At 51.6% G+C, this 16142-nt stretch carries 14 protein-coding genes, 1 rRNA gene and 1 pseudogene; 7 read left to right on the top strand and 9 right to left on the bottom strand.

The window, feature by feature from the left end:
- Positions 1-16 precede the first annotated feature (16 nt).
- From HUX74_RS14175 to HUX74_RS14210, 8 genes and pseudogenes are all read right to left on the bottom strand, one after another.
- A 16S ribosomal RNA gene (locus HUX74_RS14175) occupies positions 17-1543 on the bottom strand.
- A 718-nt stretch (positions 1544-2261) separates the two neighbouring features.
- Positions 2262-2735, bottom strand: coding sequence for an N-acetylmuramoyl-L-alanine amidase (locus tag HUX74_RS14180; protein WP_035448724.1), 474 nt, complete (start codon positions 2733-2735; stop codon positions 2262-2264).
- Between the two features lie 46 nt (positions 2736-2781).
- The gene (locus tag HUX74_RS14185) at positions 2782-2883 is read right to left on the bottom strand and encodes a smalltalk protein (protein WP_005837396.1); all 102 of its coding nucleotides are present in this window, start codon (positions 2881-2883) and stop codon (positions 2782-2784) included.
- 156 nt (positions 2884-3039) lie between these two features.
- Positions 3040-3552 (bottom strand): HU family DNA-binding protein, encoded by a 513-nt coding sequence (locus HUX74_RS14190; RefSeq protein ID WP_005837397.1) that lies wholly within the window; start codon positions 3550-3552, stop codon positions 3040-3042.
- A 252-nt stretch (positions 3553-3804) separates the two neighbouring features.
- Positions 3805-5184, bottom strand: a complete 1380-nt coding sequence (dnaB, locus tag HUX74_RS14195; RefSeq protein WP_117601285.1) for a replicative DNA helicase — start codon at positions 5182-5184, stop codon at positions 3805-3807.
- Positions 5174-5830: pseudogene (locus HUX74_RS14200) on the bottom strand (hypothetical protein). Before HUX74_RS14200 ends, dnaB begins: the two are co-directional and overlap by 11 nt.
- A 187-nt stretch (positions 5831-6017) precedes the next feature.
- On the bottom strand, positions 6018-6320 hold the full coding sequence (locus HUX74_RS14205; RefSeq protein ID WP_005831107.1) for a DUF4248 domain-containing protein: 303 nt from the start codon (positions 6318-6320) through the stop codon (positions 6018-6020).
- A 319-nt stretch (positions 6321-6639) separates the two neighbouring features.
- Positions 6640-7071, bottom strand: a complete 432-nt coding sequence (locus HUX74_RS14210) for a hypothetical protein (RefSeq protein WP_174646900.1) — start codon at positions 7069-7071, stop codon at positions 6640-6642.
- Between the two features lie 480 nt (positions 7072-7551).
- Here HUX74_RS14210 and HUX74_RS14215 point away from each other — a divergent pair, with 480 nt between their 5' ends.
- From HUX74_RS14215 to HUX74_RS14245, 7 genes are read left to right on the top strand one after another with little or no spacing between them, the layout of a single operon-like run.
- Positions 7552-8031, top strand: a complete 480-nt coding sequence (locus tag HUX74_RS14215; RefSeq protein WP_117601230.1) for a hypothetical protein — start codon at positions 7552-7554, stop codon at positions 8029-8031.
- The gene (gene bioA, locus HUX74_RS14220; protein WP_174646901.1) at positions 8028-10262 is read left to right on the top strand and encodes an adenosylmethionine--8-amino-7-oxononanoate transaminase; all 2235 of its coding nucleotides are present in this window, start codon (positions 8028-8030) and stop codon (positions 10260-10262) included. Before HUX74_RS14215 ends, bioA begins: the two co-directional genes overlap by 4 nt.
- 34 nt (positions 10263-10296) lie before the next feature.
- On the top strand, positions 10297-11487 hold the full coding sequence (locus tag HUX74_RS14225; RefSeq protein WP_174646902.1) for an 8-amino-7-oxononanoate synthase: 1191 nt from the start codon (positions 10297-10299) through the stop codon (positions 11485-11487).
- 6 nt (positions 11488-11493) lie between these two features.
- Positions 11494-12183 (top strand): pimeloyl-ACP methyl esterase BioG family protein, encoded by a 690-nt coding sequence (locus HUX74_RS14230; RefSeq protein WP_174646903.1) that lies wholly within the window; start codon positions 11494-11496, stop codon positions 12181-12183.
- A complete protein-coding gene (gene bioC / locus HUX74_RS14235; protein WP_174646904.1) occupies positions 12168-12944 on the top strand; it encodes a malonyl-ACP O-methyltransferase BioC in 777 nt (258 codons plus the stop codon). The genes HUX74_RS14230 and bioC overlap by 16 nt, the downstream gene beginning before the upstream one ends.
- On the top strand, positions 12944-13591 hold the full coding sequence (gene bioD / locus HUX74_RS14240) for a dethiobiotin synthase (RefSeq protein WP_174646905.1): 648 nt from the start codon (positions 12944-12946) through the stop codon (positions 13589-13591). Before bioC ends, bioD begins: the two co-directional genes overlap by 1 nt.
- A gap of 29 nt (positions 13592-13620) precedes the next feature.
- Complete coding sequence (locus HUX74_RS14245) at positions 13621-14793, top strand: glycosyltransferase (RefSeq protein ID WP_174646906.1); 1173 nt, start codon at positions 13621-13623, stop codon at positions 14791-14793.
- Positions 14794-14798: 5 nt separating this feature from the next.
- Here HUX74_RS14245 and HUX74_RS14250 read toward each other — a convergent pair whose 3' ends face one another.
- Positions 14799-16043, bottom strand: a complete 1245-nt coding sequence (locus HUX74_RS14250; protein WP_005837409.1) for an ABC transporter permease — start codon at positions 16041-16043, stop codon at positions 14799-14801.
- Between the last annotated feature and the right edge of the window lie 99 nt (positions 16044-16142).

Below are 16142 nucleotides of genomic sequence, written 5' to 3' on the forward strand. Positions count from 1 at the left end.
CGAGACGTCACTCCAGAAAGGAGGTGTTCCAGCCGCACCTTCCGGTACGGCTACCTTGTTACGACTTAGCCCCAATCACCAGTTTTACCCTAGGGCGCTCCTCGCGGTTACGCACTTCAGGTACCCCCGGCTTTCATGGCTTGACGGGCGGTGTGTACAAGGCCCGGGAACGTATTCACCGCGCCGTGGCTGATGCGCGATTACTAGCGAATCCAGCTTCATGGAGTCGGGTTGCAGACTCCAATCCGAACTGAGAGAGGTTTTAGGGATTAGCATCACGTCACCGTGTAGCTGCCTTCTGTACCCCCCATTGTAACACGTGTGTAGCCCCGGACGTAAGGGCCGTGCTGATTTGACGTCATCCCCACCTTCCTCACATCTTACGACGGCAGTCTCGACAGAGTCCCCAGCATAACCTGATGGTAACTATCGATAAGGGTTGCGCTCGTTATGGCACTTAAGCCGACACCTCACGGCACGAGCTGACGACAACCATGCAGCACCTTCACAAATGCCTTGCGGCTGATCTGTTTCCAGAACATTCATTTGCAATTTAAGCCCGGGTAAGGTTCCTCGCGTATCATCGAATTAAACCACATGTTCCTCCGCTTGTGCGGGCCCCCGTCAATTCCTTTGAGTTTCACCGTTGCCGGCGTACTCCCCAGGTGGAATACTTAACGCTTTCGCTTGGCCGCTTACTGTATATCGCAAACAGCGAGTATTCATCGTTTACTGTGTGGACTACCAGGGTATCTAATCCTGTTTGATACCCACACTTTCGAGCATCAGCGTCAGTTACAGTCCAGCAAGCTGCCTTCGCAATCGGAGTTCTTCGTGATATCTAAGCATTTCACCGCTACACCACGAATTCCGCCTGCCTCTACTGTACTCAAGACACCCAGTATCAACTGCAATTTTACGGTTGAGCCGCAAACTTTCACAACTGACTTAAGCATCCGCCTACGCTCCCTTTAAACCCAATAAATCCGGATAACGCTCGGATCCTCCGTATTACCGCGGCTGCTGGCACGGAGTTAGCCGATCCTTATTCATACGGTACATACAAAAAGGCACACGTGCCCAACTTTATTCCCGTATAAAAGAAGTTTACAACCCATAGGGCAGTCATCCTTCACGCTACTTGGCTGGTTCAGACTCTCGTCCATTGACCAATATTCCTCACTGCTGCCTCCCGTAGGAGTTTGGACCGTGTCTCAGTTCCAATGTGGGGGACCTTCCTCTCAGAACCCCTATCCATCGATGGCTTGGTGGGCCGTTACCCCGCCAACAACCTAATGGAACGCATCCCCATCAATGACCGAAATTCTTTAATAGCTGAAAGATGCCTTTCAGATATACCATCGGGTATTAATCTTTCTTTCGAAAGGCTATCCCCGAGTCATCGGCAGGTTGGATACGTGTTACTCACCCGTGCGCCGGTCGCCAGCAAAGAAAGCAAGCTTTCTTCCTGATGCCCCTCGACTTGCATGTGTTAAGCCTGTAGCTAGCGTTCATCCTGAGCCAGGATCAAACTCTTCATTGTAAAAGTATCGTGACTGCGCAAATTAAAAAAAATTAATGTGCGACAGCTTATTATCTGTTCAGGACGCTCGAATTCAAAAGTTTATCTTTACCTATATAAAATAAGTATTGACGGTTCTCTTGTTTTACCCAAGGCAATTCCCCATTGATAAGGAAAAGCCTTGCTCTTGTACTACTTGTATTGTTTATGTAAATCTGTTCAAAGATCGCTCGTTTCACGATTGCTGTTCTTTTCAGAAAGCGGATGCAAAGGTAAGAACTTTTAAGTATATCCTCCAAATATTTTCGGAAGTTTTTTTTCTTTTCTGTATTTTCAAATCCTTTAAACAAGGATAAGAAAAGTAAAACAAGAAAAATTCTTTTTCTTTGCGAATCGGACTGCAAAGATAAAGAGAATTATTAATAAGCTCCAAATATTTTTCGAAAAATATTTTTATCTCTCTTTATTTCTCTGTGTCACCTTCCACACTTCTGTCTCAGTATTTCAATCTTACCACTTTCCTTCTCTTGGAAAGCGAGTGCAAAGGTATAGGATTTAACAATACAAGCCAAACATATCTATCATTTTCTTTTAATAAAAATGAAACTTTTTTGTAACTTACTGATTCATAAAAGCATTTCGCATGAACAATTTTGAAGAAAGGAAAAAGAGAGAAAATAACTATACATTATATATATACGTGCGCGAGAAAAGCACAAAGAAAGAGAATAAAAACATTTTATAAGCATGCCGGATTGGGTGGTGGCGGTTCTGTCAGTATAGTCGCCGCATCAAAGCAGGGACATTGTTTCACCCACTCTTCCGGCTCTATCTCCCCGTTATGGTTCAGGTCGGGGCTCAGGTCGCGGTGACCGCAAAGCCGGGAACCGGGATAATCCTTCAGCAGCAGCAACACAAGCACACGCAGGGAGTGCTTTTGGAAAAGGGTGCGTGTATCGGCAGGGCGACCGCACTCGTCAAGACCGCCTTCGTAGCAGACACCGATGCTACCTGCATTCCACCCCCGGACATGGGCACCAGGCAGGGACAAGGGACGCAGGGACTTGATGTCACCGTTCTTGCGGATATAAAAATGATAACCTGCGCCGGAGAAGCCCCGGCGCAGGTGGTCTGTCGTCAAGTCGTGCTCCGTATAGCAGCGGTCGCAGCGGGTGGCGGAACAATGGACGACGATAAGATTGATGAATCTCATGAGAATTAAAAATTAGAAATTAAAAATTAAAAGTGAAGGAAACCCGCTACACTGTCATGGCATGGGCGCTCAGGGCACCAATAAGCGCGGAGGCTACAGCGATTATCACTTTCAGAATCTTATCCCAAACGGATGATTTTGTACTCATAAAATTAAGGATTAATGGTTAAGAATTAATGGTTAAGGATTAGTGATTAAGGATTAATGGCTAATGATTAATGGTTAATCATTAGGGATTGATTAGCGATAAACGATTTGCTTGTGTTCATTAACCCTTAATCACTAACCATTAATCATTCCTTTTTTATCCCAGCGGATTTTCGCCCTGGTCGCCGTCGTCGCCGGAGCCGCCTCCGGAACCACCGCCTTGATTGCCGCCGCCGGAGCCGCCCTCCTCGGGCTTGTCGAGCACAAAGCCCACATTCGCCGGGCTACGGGTCACGGCGGTACTGCCGTTCACCAGCTTCAACTCCTTGTCGGGGATAAAGCGGATATTCACCTTCGAGATATTGCGCACCGTACATTTGTCCGAGGCCTCCATGCCGGGACAGCGGAACGTCATGTGGAAAGTGCCCAGCTGGTTCAGCTTCACCTTGTCGCCGTTGGCAAGGTTGCCTTGAATCTCCTCCACCAGGGCTTCGATGACGTGCTTCACGTCGCCCTTCGTCATGGCACAGTTTTTCTGAATGGAGGCGGCAAGGACATCGATGTCCACGGTGCCGCAGGTCTTGGGTTTCTGACGGAGATAGTACAACATGGGCGAAGCCGGGTTGCTTACGATTTTACGGCGCTGGAAGCGCTCTACAATTACATCCATAAATTTGAAAAGTTAAGGTTTAAGTTAAGAAAAATGAGTTATAAGAGAGAAGTGGGTAAGGGAAGGGATAGGGCGCCCAAATCAATGATTATTCCTTTTCTTAAGCACATTACAAAGATACAACATTAAGAAGCGGAAGTCAAGTGTTTTGCCATTTTTTTTACTACAAAAAACACGGAGACACAGAGTTTTTCAAGCAATAAGAAAAATCTCCGTGTCTTTGTGTCTCTGCATTCTATAAATTTCCATCCATCACTTTGCATTCCTCGTCAGCCACTCCAATGGTGGTATGTAGTCCACCAGTTTTGTCATGCTTTGGTTATGGTGGAAATAGACTTCACCGGTTTTGCCATTACGGTGCTTGGCTATGATGACGATGCCCAAGCCATCGGTGGGATAAGTACTCTTCTTATCGACGGTCTTGCCGTAGAGGGCAGGGCGGCAAAGCAGCATTACCATATCCGCATCCTGCTCTATGGCGCCGCTCTCGCGCAGGTTGCTCAGGGTGGGGCGATGGTCTATGGTACCGTCGCTCGCCCGGTTCAGCTGGCTCAGCAGCAGTACGGGGATATCCAGCTCCTTGGCCAGCAGCTTTGCCTTGCGGCTTGCCTGCGCCACTTCCTGCTCGCGGTTACGGTTTTTCTGGTCACTCCTCATGTCACATAGTTGCAGATAGTCCACAATCACCATGTCACAGCGATTCTTGCTCTTCAGCAGGCGGGCGGAAGAACGCACGCGGTCCATGCTCGTCATCGGATGGTCGTCTATCAGTATGGGCAACCGCGACAACTCGGCAGATGCCTCATGCACCTGCCTCACCTCGCCGGGGGTGAGCTGGCCGCTGCGCAGGTGTTGCGGGTCTACCCCCTCCGTAGCTGCAAGCAGCCAGCGGTCGCCCAGGCGCTCGCCTTGCATTTCGAGGCTGAAGACCACCACATGACGCCCCGCCATGGCAGCGGCACGGGCCAGGTGGAGGGCAAAGGCCGTCTTCCCCACCGACGGACGGGCAGCAAGGATGTTCAAGTCGCCGCGCTGCCAGCCCGCCGTAACGTGGTCCAGAGCGTCAAAACCCGTAGGGATACCCGTAATGCCGTTGCATCCGTGCTCCATACGCTGCTCCACCTCGGCCAGCGTGTCGTCCATCAGCCGGTCTATGGAGCGAAGGTGGTCGGCTACGCCGCTCTCGTCCTCCAGCCCCTCCAGCAGTCGATGGGCTTCCACCAGGATGTCGTCAATATCCATCGACTCGTCGGCACTGAACGCCAGCAGTTGCTGGAATCCCGTACGCATGATACGCCGCGTGTGCAATTGCCTAAGGATGAGCGCATGATACTCCAGATGAGCACTGGAGCTGACCTTCGAGCTGATGCGTAACAGTTCGTAAGGCCCGCCCACGGCATCGAGTTTGCCACGGGCTGCCAGTTCGTTCTTCAACGTGATGGTATCTATGGACTTCGCGCTGCGATACATCGATTGCAGGGCGGCAAAAATTTCCAGATTCTTCTCCTCGTAGAACATCTCGGGACGCAGTTTGTCCGCCACCAGAGGCATGGCAGCGCGCTCTATCATGCAGGCACCGATGACAGCTTCTTCGAGGTCACTGTCGTGGGAAAAAGTAGTTTCAGTCATCATATTCATTTTCAAAAGATTTGTCCGCCAGATAGGTGGCGGCTTGTTTACAATATTTTTGGTTGTTCAGATGGTCGTAATATTCGTCGATGTTGTCCAGTGCCCGCTGTTTCTCGCCTGCCGTCAATTTTTTCCATTCGCGACGGGCCCGGCCGATGTTTACCTTGGGATGCTCGGTGATGTCATGAAACTTTTCCTAGAAGATGCAGAAGTCCTCTCCCGCCCCAGCCACCGGCGCTGCCTTCTTCTTCCGCGGAGCTGCTTTAGGACGGGCATTGCCGGTAAGGAAATCATAATCGGGGATACGGATGTGCATCACGTAGGGGTTGGCCACCCGCTCCACGATGCCGGCGTCGAACATCTTGTTGAAGAAGTAGCGCGTACGGTTGCGGGGCCACCCCAATATCTCCATCCAACGGGCCAGGGAAAGTACGGACTCGCCACGTACACAGTCAAAAAGGTGTCCCCTGACGTTGCAGGTCACCGTGCTGTAGTTGACGTGTGTCAGCACAAAGACAAAGGCTTCGAAGGCATCGGCGGCTTTCTCTCCGGTTTTCATATTCATTTGTTCCTCAAACAAGGCTTTGGGGAAGAGGAGATAGCCTTTCTTCAGCATCTCCGTTGTCATGGGTCTCATTTCTTTTTCCATTTTTGTCTATTCTTAATTCGATAATGCGACAAAGGTAAGAGACCAGCCAGGGGGATACAAATAAGCAGTTAGAATCGGCTAAAAATTAATGAAATACATAAGGTGGCGAGAGAGGGTTTCACCTCATCCTCCACCACCCTATATAATAATATACTAAAATAATCAGAATGTATTAGAAATACATTCTCTATTTCGCATATTTTTTAGAGACCAGAAGATACGGATTTTTCACGGTCATATCCTTCACGTGGTCGGGCATCCCCCAGTAGCTCAGGAGGATGCCTATCTGTACGGGGGTGAGGTGGGCAGTCCTGGCGGTATAGCCCTGGTCCGTCAGGTCCTTCAGCAGGCAAGCGTGTTCCGCAATGGAACGGCGCAGGGCCTTTACGGCCGAGCAGGCATACGCGTAGTTTGGGTAATAGGCCACTGCTACATCTGCAATGCGATGGCATCCCTCGAGCAGCCATTCAAAACTTTGTTCTTTTATCATTTTGCATATATTTATTAATAAAACATGTTGCAAAGTTAGAATGGGAGGGAAAACTGGGAAAGTTCGAGTGGCAATAAGAAAACTTGCTCAAGAAAAATGAATGTGTCAAAACGGTTGATGACACACCCTCACTGTCTTATTGATAAAAGCAACACTTTCATACTATAATAGGGAAGCACACATTTTGTGTATTTCATGCAACTTATCGGTCAGCGATTTTTTTTAAGAGAGACAGCCATATTATATCTCGCCTGCCTATTAACGAGGAGTTCCGCACTAATCCCTAAGGCTGCTTCTACCATAAGAGCGAAGTCACTGGTTACATCTCCCTCTTGAAGTACCCCAGCACCGTGGCCGGTGTAAGACAGCAGCGTTCCACGCTTTTCAGGCGGCTCTGAAAAGTATATCGGGAGCATAGCACAAGGCAGAACCAAGTATAGTTCAAGCTACGGTGCAAGCGGTGCTGAAGGTGGTCGAAAAAACGGGAAACACGGGCAAAGAAGCTAGCGATACGCTCGCGGGGGACAAAACGGGAAGGCTGTGCGGCAGCATTGCGGGAGCGCTTGGCGGTACGTTCCATCTGTGCAAGGGTATACTCCAGTTGCTCGATGTCATTGCGGGTGTTCTCCATGGTTTGTTCCAATTTCTCGCGTCGTACCTGCTGCTTGGCATATCGTTCTTTTCTGTCAGCGATTCGATTTTTGAGGTCTTCTGCGGTGAGGTTTATTCCTTTGTTCTGGATTGATTTCATTATAAATGTATGTTTTATAGTTGTTTGTCTGTATATAAGTTCACGAAAACACATCATCCGTCTGCACCGAATGCATAATGCATAAAAGGCAAACGGATGATATATCAGGAGCAAATGTACGATGAATATTGCAGATAAAGTTCTTAATGACCATTAAGTCTTGTTATAAAACATGATATTATCTACTGCAAATTTGGAGATTATAAGAAAACACGTACCTTTGCAATGTGTTTTTCATAGTATTAGATTTAAGGTTAACAAAAGATTGGCTGTCTGGGATAGATAGCCTTTTTTTATGCCCATACCATTCAATTCATCCAATTAGCCTCAATTTCACTTTATACAACCTTCCAACCCACTAAAGTATTCTTAAGTCCAATTTGCGCGTTTTTTTCATGCATGATCATTACCGTTATGAAATTATTTTTTCTACATTTGCATCTGCTAAAAGGAAACAAAACCGCATCAGGCAGAAAAAACATGAGGAATACATCACCCGCCGCACCTACCATCCGCTTCCGCCGCTGGAGCAGAAAAGCCTACGCTGCATTTGCCAGCATAGGGCGGTGTGTCACCATCGGTTGCCTGCGCAAAAACGTGGCAGACAGTTCTCTCTCCAAACAGAAAGCTGCTGGAACTGCCGGACATGCCGGATGCAGGGAAGAGAGTGCCTGGAGGGGTAAAACGGAAGGAAGGAAAAGCGACATCGGCATTCCGCTGGGTAGCAGCAGCGCCCTGACAAGTATCCTCACGGAGCTTGGAACGAACCGACACATTCTTTTTGAAACACAAGTCATCCGCCCCTGCGGAAATACGGGCGGACAAGACACACATAGCCTGAAACAAAAGAGAATAAGAGGTACGGATTACTGGAAGCCATGCAGCAGAATGACGAGCTGCACCGCCCCGGCAATCCGTACCTCTGTCTTTATCCATGAACATAACCCAAGAAAGATATGACCCTACAGAAATTAAAGGAACAAGTGCTGCGCGGCAGCCACATCAGTAAGGAAGAAGCCGAATGGCTGGCTGTGCAACCAGACAAGGAAGCGCTATACGAAGCTGCCCACGAGATAACCCGGGCCCGAGCCTCGGAGGAGTTCGACATGTGCTCCATCATTAATGCCAAGTCCGGACGATGCCCGGAAAACTGCAAGTGGTGTGCACAGTCGTCGCACTACAAAACCCAGGCAGACGTGTACGACCTGGTGAATAAAGAAGAATGCCTGCGGCATGCCCTGCATAATGAAGCCCAGGGCGTGGCACGTTTCTCGCTGGTGACCAGTGGACGGAAGCCCTCCTCCAAAAACATGGAGAAACTGTGCGAAGCCGCCCGGCACATGCGCCGGCACTCGTCCATCCAGTTGTGCGCATCACTGGGACTGCTCAACGAAGACGAAATGCGGGCACTGCACGACGCAGGCATCACCCGCTATCACTGCAACCTGGAGACAGCCCCCTCCTACTTTCCCCAACTGTGCAGCACGCACACGCAGGAAGAGAAGCTGCGCACCCTGCAAGCTGCCCGCAACGTAGGCATGGACATCTGCAGCGGCGGCATCATCGGCATGGGCGAGAGCATGGAGCAACGCATCGAATTCGCCTTCACACTGCGCGAGCTGGAAGTACAGTCCATCCCCATCAACCTCCTGAGCCCCATCCCCGGCACACCGCTGGAACGGCAGGCACCACTCAGCGAGGAGGAAATACTGACCACCATCGCCCTCTTCCGCTTCATCAACCCGACAGCTTTCCTCCGCTTTGCCGGAGGACGCTCGCAACTGAGCAAGGAGGCCGTAAAGCAAGCGCTACACATCGGCATCAACTCCGCCATCGTGGGCGACCTGCTGACAACGCTCGGCTCGAAAGTGTCGGAAGACAAGGTACTGATAGAAGATGCCGGATACCGGTTCTGCGGCTCGCAGTTCGACAGAGAGCACCTATGGCACCCCTATACCTCCACCACCAACCCGCTACCGGTGTATAAGGTGAAGCATGCCGAAGGCGCCACCATCACCCTGGAAAGCGGAGAAACACTCGTAGAGGGAATGTCGTCGTGGTGGTGCGCCGTCCACGGGTACAACCACCCTACACTGAACCGGGCGGCAGAGAAACAGCTGGGCAAGATGTCGCATGTGATGTTCGGAGGGCTGACACACGACCCTGCCATTGAACTGGGCCAGTTGCTGCTACCGCTCGTCCCGCCGTCCATGCAGAAGATATTCTATGCCGACTCGGGCTCGGTGGCAGTAGAGGTGGCCTTGAAAATGGCCGTGCAGTACTGGTATGGCAAGGGAAAGGCGAAGAAGAACAATTTTGTGACTATCCGTTCGGGTTATCACGGGGATACATGGAATGCCATGTCTGTCTGCGACCCGGTGACGGGCATGCATTCGCTGTTCGGGGCATCATTGCCGGTGCGCTATTTCGTGCCGCAGCCGCGCTCGCGCTTCCACGGCGAATGGGATGAACGGGATACGGTGGAACTGCGGAAACTGGTAGAGGAGCATCACGAGGAACTGGCAGCGCTTATCCTCGAACCTGTGGTGCAGGGCGCTGGCGGCATGTGGTTCTACCACCCCCAGTACCTGCGCGAAGCGGCACAGATATGCAAGGAACATGGCCTGCTGCTGATATTCGATGAGATAGCCACGGGCTTCGGACGGACGGGAAAACTCTTTGCCTGGGAGCACGCGGGTGTAGAACCGGACATCATGTGCATAGGAAAGGCCATAACGGGCGGATACATGACGCTGTCTGCCGTACTGACGACGAATGAAGTGGCGGATACCATCTCCAACCATACACCGGAGGTGTTTATGCACGGACCCACCTTTATGGGGAATCCACTGGCATGCGCCGTGGCGTGCGCTTCGGTGAAGCTGCTGACCTCGCCCGAATACGACTGGCAAGGCAAGGTGACTCGCATCAGCCGGCAACTGCAAGAAGAGCTTGAACCGGCACGCCGATTGCCGCAAGTGATGGATGTACGTGTGCTGGGAGCCATCGGGGTGATTGAGACAAAAGAACCCGTAGACATGGCGTGGATGCAAAAACGCTTCGTTGAGGAGGGAATCTGGGTACGCCCGTTCGGAAGATTGGTATACCTGATGCCTCCGTTCATTATAGAGCCGGAACAGTTGAGGAAGCTGACGGGAGGGTTGATGAAAATTATACAGGAAATGAATTGAGAGGATAAAGGGAAAATTATTATATCAAGAATTTATGAACGTAACTAACTATATGCAGCAAGAGCTGCAAACATTGAAAGAACACAGCAACCTGCGCCGCCTGCCGCAACTGACACACGAGGGACGCACGGTTGTAGCCGATGGCCGGCATATGCTGAACCTTTCGTCCAACGACTATCTGGGTCTGGCTGCCGACCGCCAGCTGAAGGAAGAATTCCTGCAGACACTGACACCGGACACCTTCCTGCCGACTTCCTCCTCCTCCCGCCTGCTGACGGGGAACTTCAAAATTTACGAAGAATTGGAGACGGAACTCGCCACACTTTTCGGCACAGAGACAGCACTGGTGCTCAATAGCGGCTATCATGCCAATATGGGGATTCTACCCGCCGTGAGCGATGCACAAACCCTGATACTGGCAGACAAGCTGGTGCATGCCAGCATCATCGACGGCATCCGCCTATCCACCGCACGCTGCATCCGCTTCCGCCACAACGACCTGGTACAACTGGAACGCCTGCTGGAACAACACCATGCAACATTCCGGCAATTGATTATCGTCACAGAAAGCATCTTCAGCATGGACGGTGACCAAGCCGACCTCACGGCATTGGTGCATTTGAAAAAAAGATACTCCAACGTACTGCTCTATGTGGACGAAGCCCATGCATTCGGCGTAAGGGGACCGCGCGGCCTGGGCTGCGCCGAAGAAACCGGATGCATCCGGGATATAGATTTCCTCGTGGGTACCTTCGGCAAGGCAGCGGCGTCTGCCGGCGCATACATCGCCTGCTGCCGGACGATACGCGAGTATCTCGTCAACCGGATGCGAACCCTCATCTTCACCACGGCATTACCTCCGACAAGTATTGCCTGGACACTGTTTATCGTGCGGAAACTTGCCGGAATGCAGGACCGCCGCGAGCATCTGGCAAGAATCGGCCGGACGCTGCGCGAAGCATTACAAGCCAAAGGGTACGGATGCCCCAGCGCAAGCCATATCGTCCCTCTGATTATCGGCCCCAGTGCCGACACTGTGCTGTGCGCAGAGTTGCTGCAGAGGCATGGGTTCTATGCACTGCCGGTACGCCCGCCCACGGTGCCCGAAGGAACATCACGCATCCGCTTCTCATTGACAGCGAACATACGGGAAGATGAGATTGGAGAACTGATCCCCCTTATTCCCCTAAAGGAAGAGAAGAACACTAACGCTATACGATTCTAAAAACAGATGAAACAAAGTTACATTATACACGAACATCATCCCCGGCTATTGCTGTTCTTTGCCGGCTGGGGAGCCGATGAGACTCCTTTCAAAATGTATCGTCCGGCAGCCAGCGACTTCATGGTGTGCTATGATTACCGCACACTGGATTTTGACGCCTCCGGACTGGAAAAATATCGCGAAATCAACCTCATCGGCTGGTCTATGGGGGTATGGGCGGCTTCGCAGACCATGCCACAGCTCTCATCGCCAGGTACGTCCGGCGAAGGTATCCATATGGCAAACAGCATCGCCATCAACGGAACACCCTACCCCATAGACCAGCATATGGGTATTCCACCCGCCATCTACCACGGGACATTGGACGGACTGACCGGGGCTTCACTGCACAAATTCCTCCGCCGCATGTGCGCCAACGGAGCAGCCTTCAAAACTTTCCTGGAAATCACTCCCCGCCGTCCGCTGGAAGAGTTGAGAGATGAGTTGACGGAGATTGAGAAGATGTACCACACACTGCCTGCTGCCACCTTCCACTGGCAGCAGGCAGTAACGGGAGGCAACGACCGCATCATTCCGCCAGCCAACCAGCTGCAAGCCTGGGAAACACTCGGCACCCCCGTACTGCAAACGGAGGATGCCCACTATCAGGAAGAGTTATTCAGACATTACCTGCAAGACCTATGGACAAGCCACTGAACCCGATGGACAAACAACTGATAGCCTCCCGCTTTGCCAAAGCCCGGAATACCTATACCCGGGAGGCCCGCGTGCAGCAACAAGTCGCCGAGAAGATGATGCAGCTCATAAAGGAACCATACACACGTTTCCGCCGTGTCGTAGAGTTTGGCTGCGGAACGGGAAGCTACTCGCGTATCCTCCTCCACACCTTGCAACCGGAAACCCTGCTGCTGAACGACTTGTGCCGGGAAATGGAAGAGTGCGTCAAGGAACTTTGCGACGGCACTACCGTGCAGTTCGTCCCCGGTGATGCCGAAGCCATCGACTTCCCCGGAGAAACCGACCTGATAACCTCGTGCTCCACCCTACAATGGTTCAACGACCCAGGTGCTTTCTTCACCCGCTGCCACCAAGCACTGGTGGCAGACGGCCTGCTTGCCTTCAGCACCTTCGGCGCCACAAACATGCACGAAATACGCCAACTGACTGGGCACGGGCTGGACTATCCCTCCATTAAGGAGCTGCAAGCCCTGCTGTCTCCCGGCTTCGATATTCTCCATGCCGAAGAAGAGGTGATATCCCTGCCCTTCCCCACTCCCCAGGCAGTGCTGAAGCATCTGAAGCAAACCGGAGTCACGGGTACGGAAAAAAGGATGTGGACGCGTGGCCGCCTGCAATCCTTCTGCGAAGAATACACAACCCGGTTCAGTGATGCCGCAGGCAACGTAAGCCTAACCTATCACCCTATTTATATCATCGCACGAAAAAAGACAAAATAATGGAAACAAAAAACATCTACTTCATCAGCGGCATTGATACAGATGCCGGAAAAAGCTATTGCACCGCCTGGTATGCCCGTGAGCTTATGCAACGCGGCCTGCGCGTCATCACCCAAAAGTTCATCCAGACCGGCAACACCGGCCATTCCGAGGACATCGACCTGCACCGCCACCTCACCGGAACCGGCTACCTGCCGGAAGACAAAGAGGGGCTGACCATGCCCGAGATATTCTCCTACCCCTGCTCCCCCCACCTCGCCGCCCGCATAGACAAGCGCCCGATAGACTTCGTGAAAATAGAGCGTGCCACCAGGGAACTTTCCCACCGCTATGATACCGTGCTCGTAGAAGGAGCCGGAGGTCTGATGGTTCCCCTCACCGAAGATTTCCTGACGATAGACTACATTGCGGAGAAGCAGTACCCGCTTATCTTTGTCACCTCCGGAAAGCTGGGCAGCATCAACCACACCCTGCTGAGCTTCGAAGCCATCAAGAACCGGGGCATCGCACTCGATACGGTACTCTACAACCTCTATCCCACGGTAGAGGACAAGACTATCCAGGAAGACACGATGAAATACATCAAGCAGTATTTGTTCAAGCACTTTCCCGGAACAAAGTTTGAGGCAGTGCCGGAAATTGCGTAAATTTGCAGCACATAAACGTCCTACTGCACATGGAAGCATTTACATTAGATTCAACTGAAATTATCGTACTCGCCGTAGCGGGTGGTCTGTTCCTTATTCAAATTATCTACTACCTCTGTCTCTACAACCGTATTCATGCACGCCGCCGTGCCGTGAAGCAGGGAAACATGCACTTCACCCAGGAACTGCCCCCCATATCCGTCATCATCTGCGCCCGCGAGGAATCCGAAAATCTGCGCCGCAACCTGGGCGCCGTGCTGGAGCAGGACTATCCCCTATTTGAAGTCATCGTCATTAACGACGGCAACACTGATGAGAGCGAAGATTACCTGACCATCCTCGAGGAGAAATACCCCCATCTCTACCACAGCTTCGTGCCCGATTCCTCCCGCTACATCAGCCGTAAGAAGCTGGCTGTGACGCTTGGAATCAAGGCCAGCAAATATGAATGGCTGGTGTTTACCAATGCCAACTGCATGCCCCAAAGCAACCAATGGCTGCGACTGATGGCACGCAACTTCACATCACGTACCCAAGTGGTGCTGGGATACAGCGGCTACGAACGCGGCAAAGGCTGGCTGCACAAACGGGTGGCATTCGACAATCTGTTCACTTCCATGCGCTATCTGGGATTTGCCCTGGCAGGCAGCCCCTACATGGGCATCGGGCGTAACCTGGCCTACCGGAAGGAACTCTTCTACCAACAGAAAGGATTCTCCGCACACCTCAACCTGCAACGGGGAGACGACGATTTGTTCATCAACCACGTGGCTACCCCGGAGAACACGCGGGTAGAAACGGATGCCAATGCCATTGTACGCATGCAACCGCTTCTGCGTGCCAAGGACTGGAAAGAAGAGAAAATAGGTTACGCCTCCACAGCACGGCTGTATCATGGGATGCAACGCTGGCTGGCCGGTTTTGAGACCCTGACCCGCCTGGTATTCCACGCATCCTGGATAGCCGCGATGGTCATCGGCATTCTGCACTTCCACTGGCTGGCAGCAGGCGTCGCTTGTCTTTTGTTCCTGTTCCGTTTCACCCTGCAGGCCGTCATTGTCAACAAGACCGCCCGCGACCTGGAAGAACAACGTAGATATTACTTCACACTACCGGCTTTCGACTTATTGCAGCCGATACAGTCTTTACGTTGGAAATGGTACTGTCTGTTCCGCAAGAAAAGCGATTTTCTGAGAAAGTGATTCTCTTATTCGTAACGGATGGAAGTTGCCGGATGGATGCGTGTAATCAGAAATGAAGGGCCCAACAACATCAGGACTGAAGCCAGCAATGTACCGGCATTCAGTAGCAGGAACAGCCAGATATTGAAAGATACCGGAACAGTAGCCATATAATAGGTCTCAGGGTCGAGCTTGAACAAGCCGGACCAGCGCTGCACAAAATAGAATGCAAGGCCGATTATGTTCCCCCAGAGCATGCCTTTCCCGATGAGGAAGACCGAAAACCAAAGGAAAACTTTACGAATAGTAAAGTTGTTGGCTCCCAAAGACTTCAGCACACCTATCATGGAGGTACGCTCTATGATGATAATCAGCAGGCCGGATACCATGGTGAACCCCGCCACTCCAATCATCAGAATGAGAATGACCCAGATGTTGACATCCAAGATGCCCAGCCAGGCAAAGATTTGAGGATTGAGCTGCTCTACATTGCGGACGCAATACTCGGCGCCATAACGGTCGGGATTCCCGTCCGTATCGGCAGCTACCTCATAGGTGGTTTCTTCCAGCTTGTCATAATCGCGTATTTCCAGCTCCACGCCACTCACCTGGTCTGGCTCCCAGTTGTTCAGGCGATTCACCAGGTAGAGGTCGGTAAGCAGGAATAGGTTGTCGTATTCAGAGAAGTTGGTTTGGTAGATACCTGCAATCTTCAGGCGGCGGGCACGCACATCGTCCTGGATGAAGTAGGTGTCTATCTTGTCACCGAGTTTCAATTGCAGCTTGTTGGCAAGAGACTTTGAGATGACTACGCGGTTGGACGAAGCAGAATCGCTGAATTGCGGAAACTCCCCCTCCAGCAAATGGCGGTGGAAGAAGGTGCTATCATACTCCTGCCCCACACCTTTCAGCACCATTCCCTGAAAGGCATCGGCGGTCTTTATCATCCCCGGCTTGGTGGAGTAGCGTTGTACATGCTTCACTTCGGGATAATCGGAAAGCGCAGCCATCATGCTGTCGCCCACCACCACCGGACGCGTCTCGTATGAGCGTGCAGCATCCAGGTTGCCTATCTGGATATGGGCACCGAAACCCACGATTTTATCCCTTACCTCGCTCTTGAAGCCGACAATGACGGACACGGCAATAATCATCACCGCCAGTCCGAGGGCAATGCCCACCATGGCAATAAGGACAGCCGGACGGGAAACTTGCTTGCCCGGCTCCGAGTTGCGATAAATGCGCAACGCTATAAAGCGAGATAGATTCATGGGCCATTATTTTTTAGGCGCAGATTACACGGAAGATTTGAAACAAACGTCTTTATCTTAAGTTTTCCGTATAATCCGCGCCTAATGAATTATTTCATT

The sequence above is a fragment of the Bacteroides sp. Marseille-P8574 genome (assembly GCF_902825465.1).
GTDB classification, from domain to species: Bacteria; Bacteroidota; Bacteroidia; order Bacteroidales; family Bacteroidaceae; genus Bacteroides; species Bacteroides uniformis.

What these genes read in the sequence shown, in the direction of transcription:
- HUX74_RS14180 (WP_035448724.1), bottom strand. Translation starts at nt 2,735, where the DNA reads ATGAGATTCATCAATCTTATCGTCGTCCATTGTTCCGCCACCCGCTGC.
- HUX74_RS14185 (WP_005837396.1), bottom strand. Translation starts at nt 2,883, where the DNA reads ATGAGTACAAAATCATCCGTTTGGGATAAGATTCTGAAAGTGATAATC.
- HUX74_RS14190 (WP_005837397.1), bottom strand. Translation starts at nt 3,552, where the DNA reads ATGGATGTAATTGTAGAGCGCTTCCAGCGCCGTAAAATCGTAAGCAAC.
- dnaB (WP_117601285.1), bottom strand. Translation starts at nt 5,184, where the DNA reads ATGATGACTGAAACTACTTTTTCCCACGACAGTGACCTCGAAGAAGCT.
- HUX74_RS14205 (WP_005831107.1), bottom strand. Translation starts at nt 6,320, where the DNA reads ATGATAAAAGAACAAAGTTTTGAATGGCTGCTCGAGGGATGCCATCGC.
- HUX74_RS14210 (WP_174646900.1), bottom strand. Translation starts at nt 7,071, where the DNA reads ATGAAATCAATCCAGAACAAAGGAATAAACCTCACCGCAGAAGACCTC.
- HUX74_RS14215 (WP_117601230.1), top strand. Translation starts at nt 7,552, where the DNA reads ATGAGGAATACATCACCCGCCGCACCTACCATCCGCTTCCGCCGCTGG.
- bioA (WP_174646901.1), top strand. Translation starts at nt 8,028, where the DNA reads ATGACCCTACAGAAATTAAAGGAACAAGTGCTGCGCGGCAGCCACATC.
- HUX74_RS14225 (WP_174646902.1), top strand. Translation starts at nt 10,297, where the DNA reads ATGAACGTAACTAACTATATGCAGCAAGAGCTGCAAACATTGAAAGAA.
- HUX74_RS14230 (WP_174646903.1), top strand. Translation starts at nt 11,494, where the DNA reads ATGAAACAAAGTTACATTATACACGAACATCATCCCCGGCTATTGCTG.
- bioC (WP_174646904.1), top strand. Translation starts at nt 12,168, where the DNA reads ATGGACAAGCCACTGAACCCGATGGACAAACAACTGATAGCCTCCCGC.
- bioD (WP_174646905.1), top strand. Translation starts at nt 12,944, where the DNA reads ATGGAAACAAAAAACATCTACTTCATCAGCGGCATTGATACAGATGCC.
- HUX74_RS14245 (WP_174646906.1), top strand. Translation starts at nt 13,621, where the DNA reads ATGGAAGCATTTACATTAGATTCAACTGAAATTATCGTACTCGCCGTA.
- HUX74_RS14250 (WP_005837409.1), bottom strand. Translation starts at nt 16,043, where the DNA reads ATGAATCTATCTCGCTTTATAGCGTTGCGCATTTATCGCAACTCGGAG.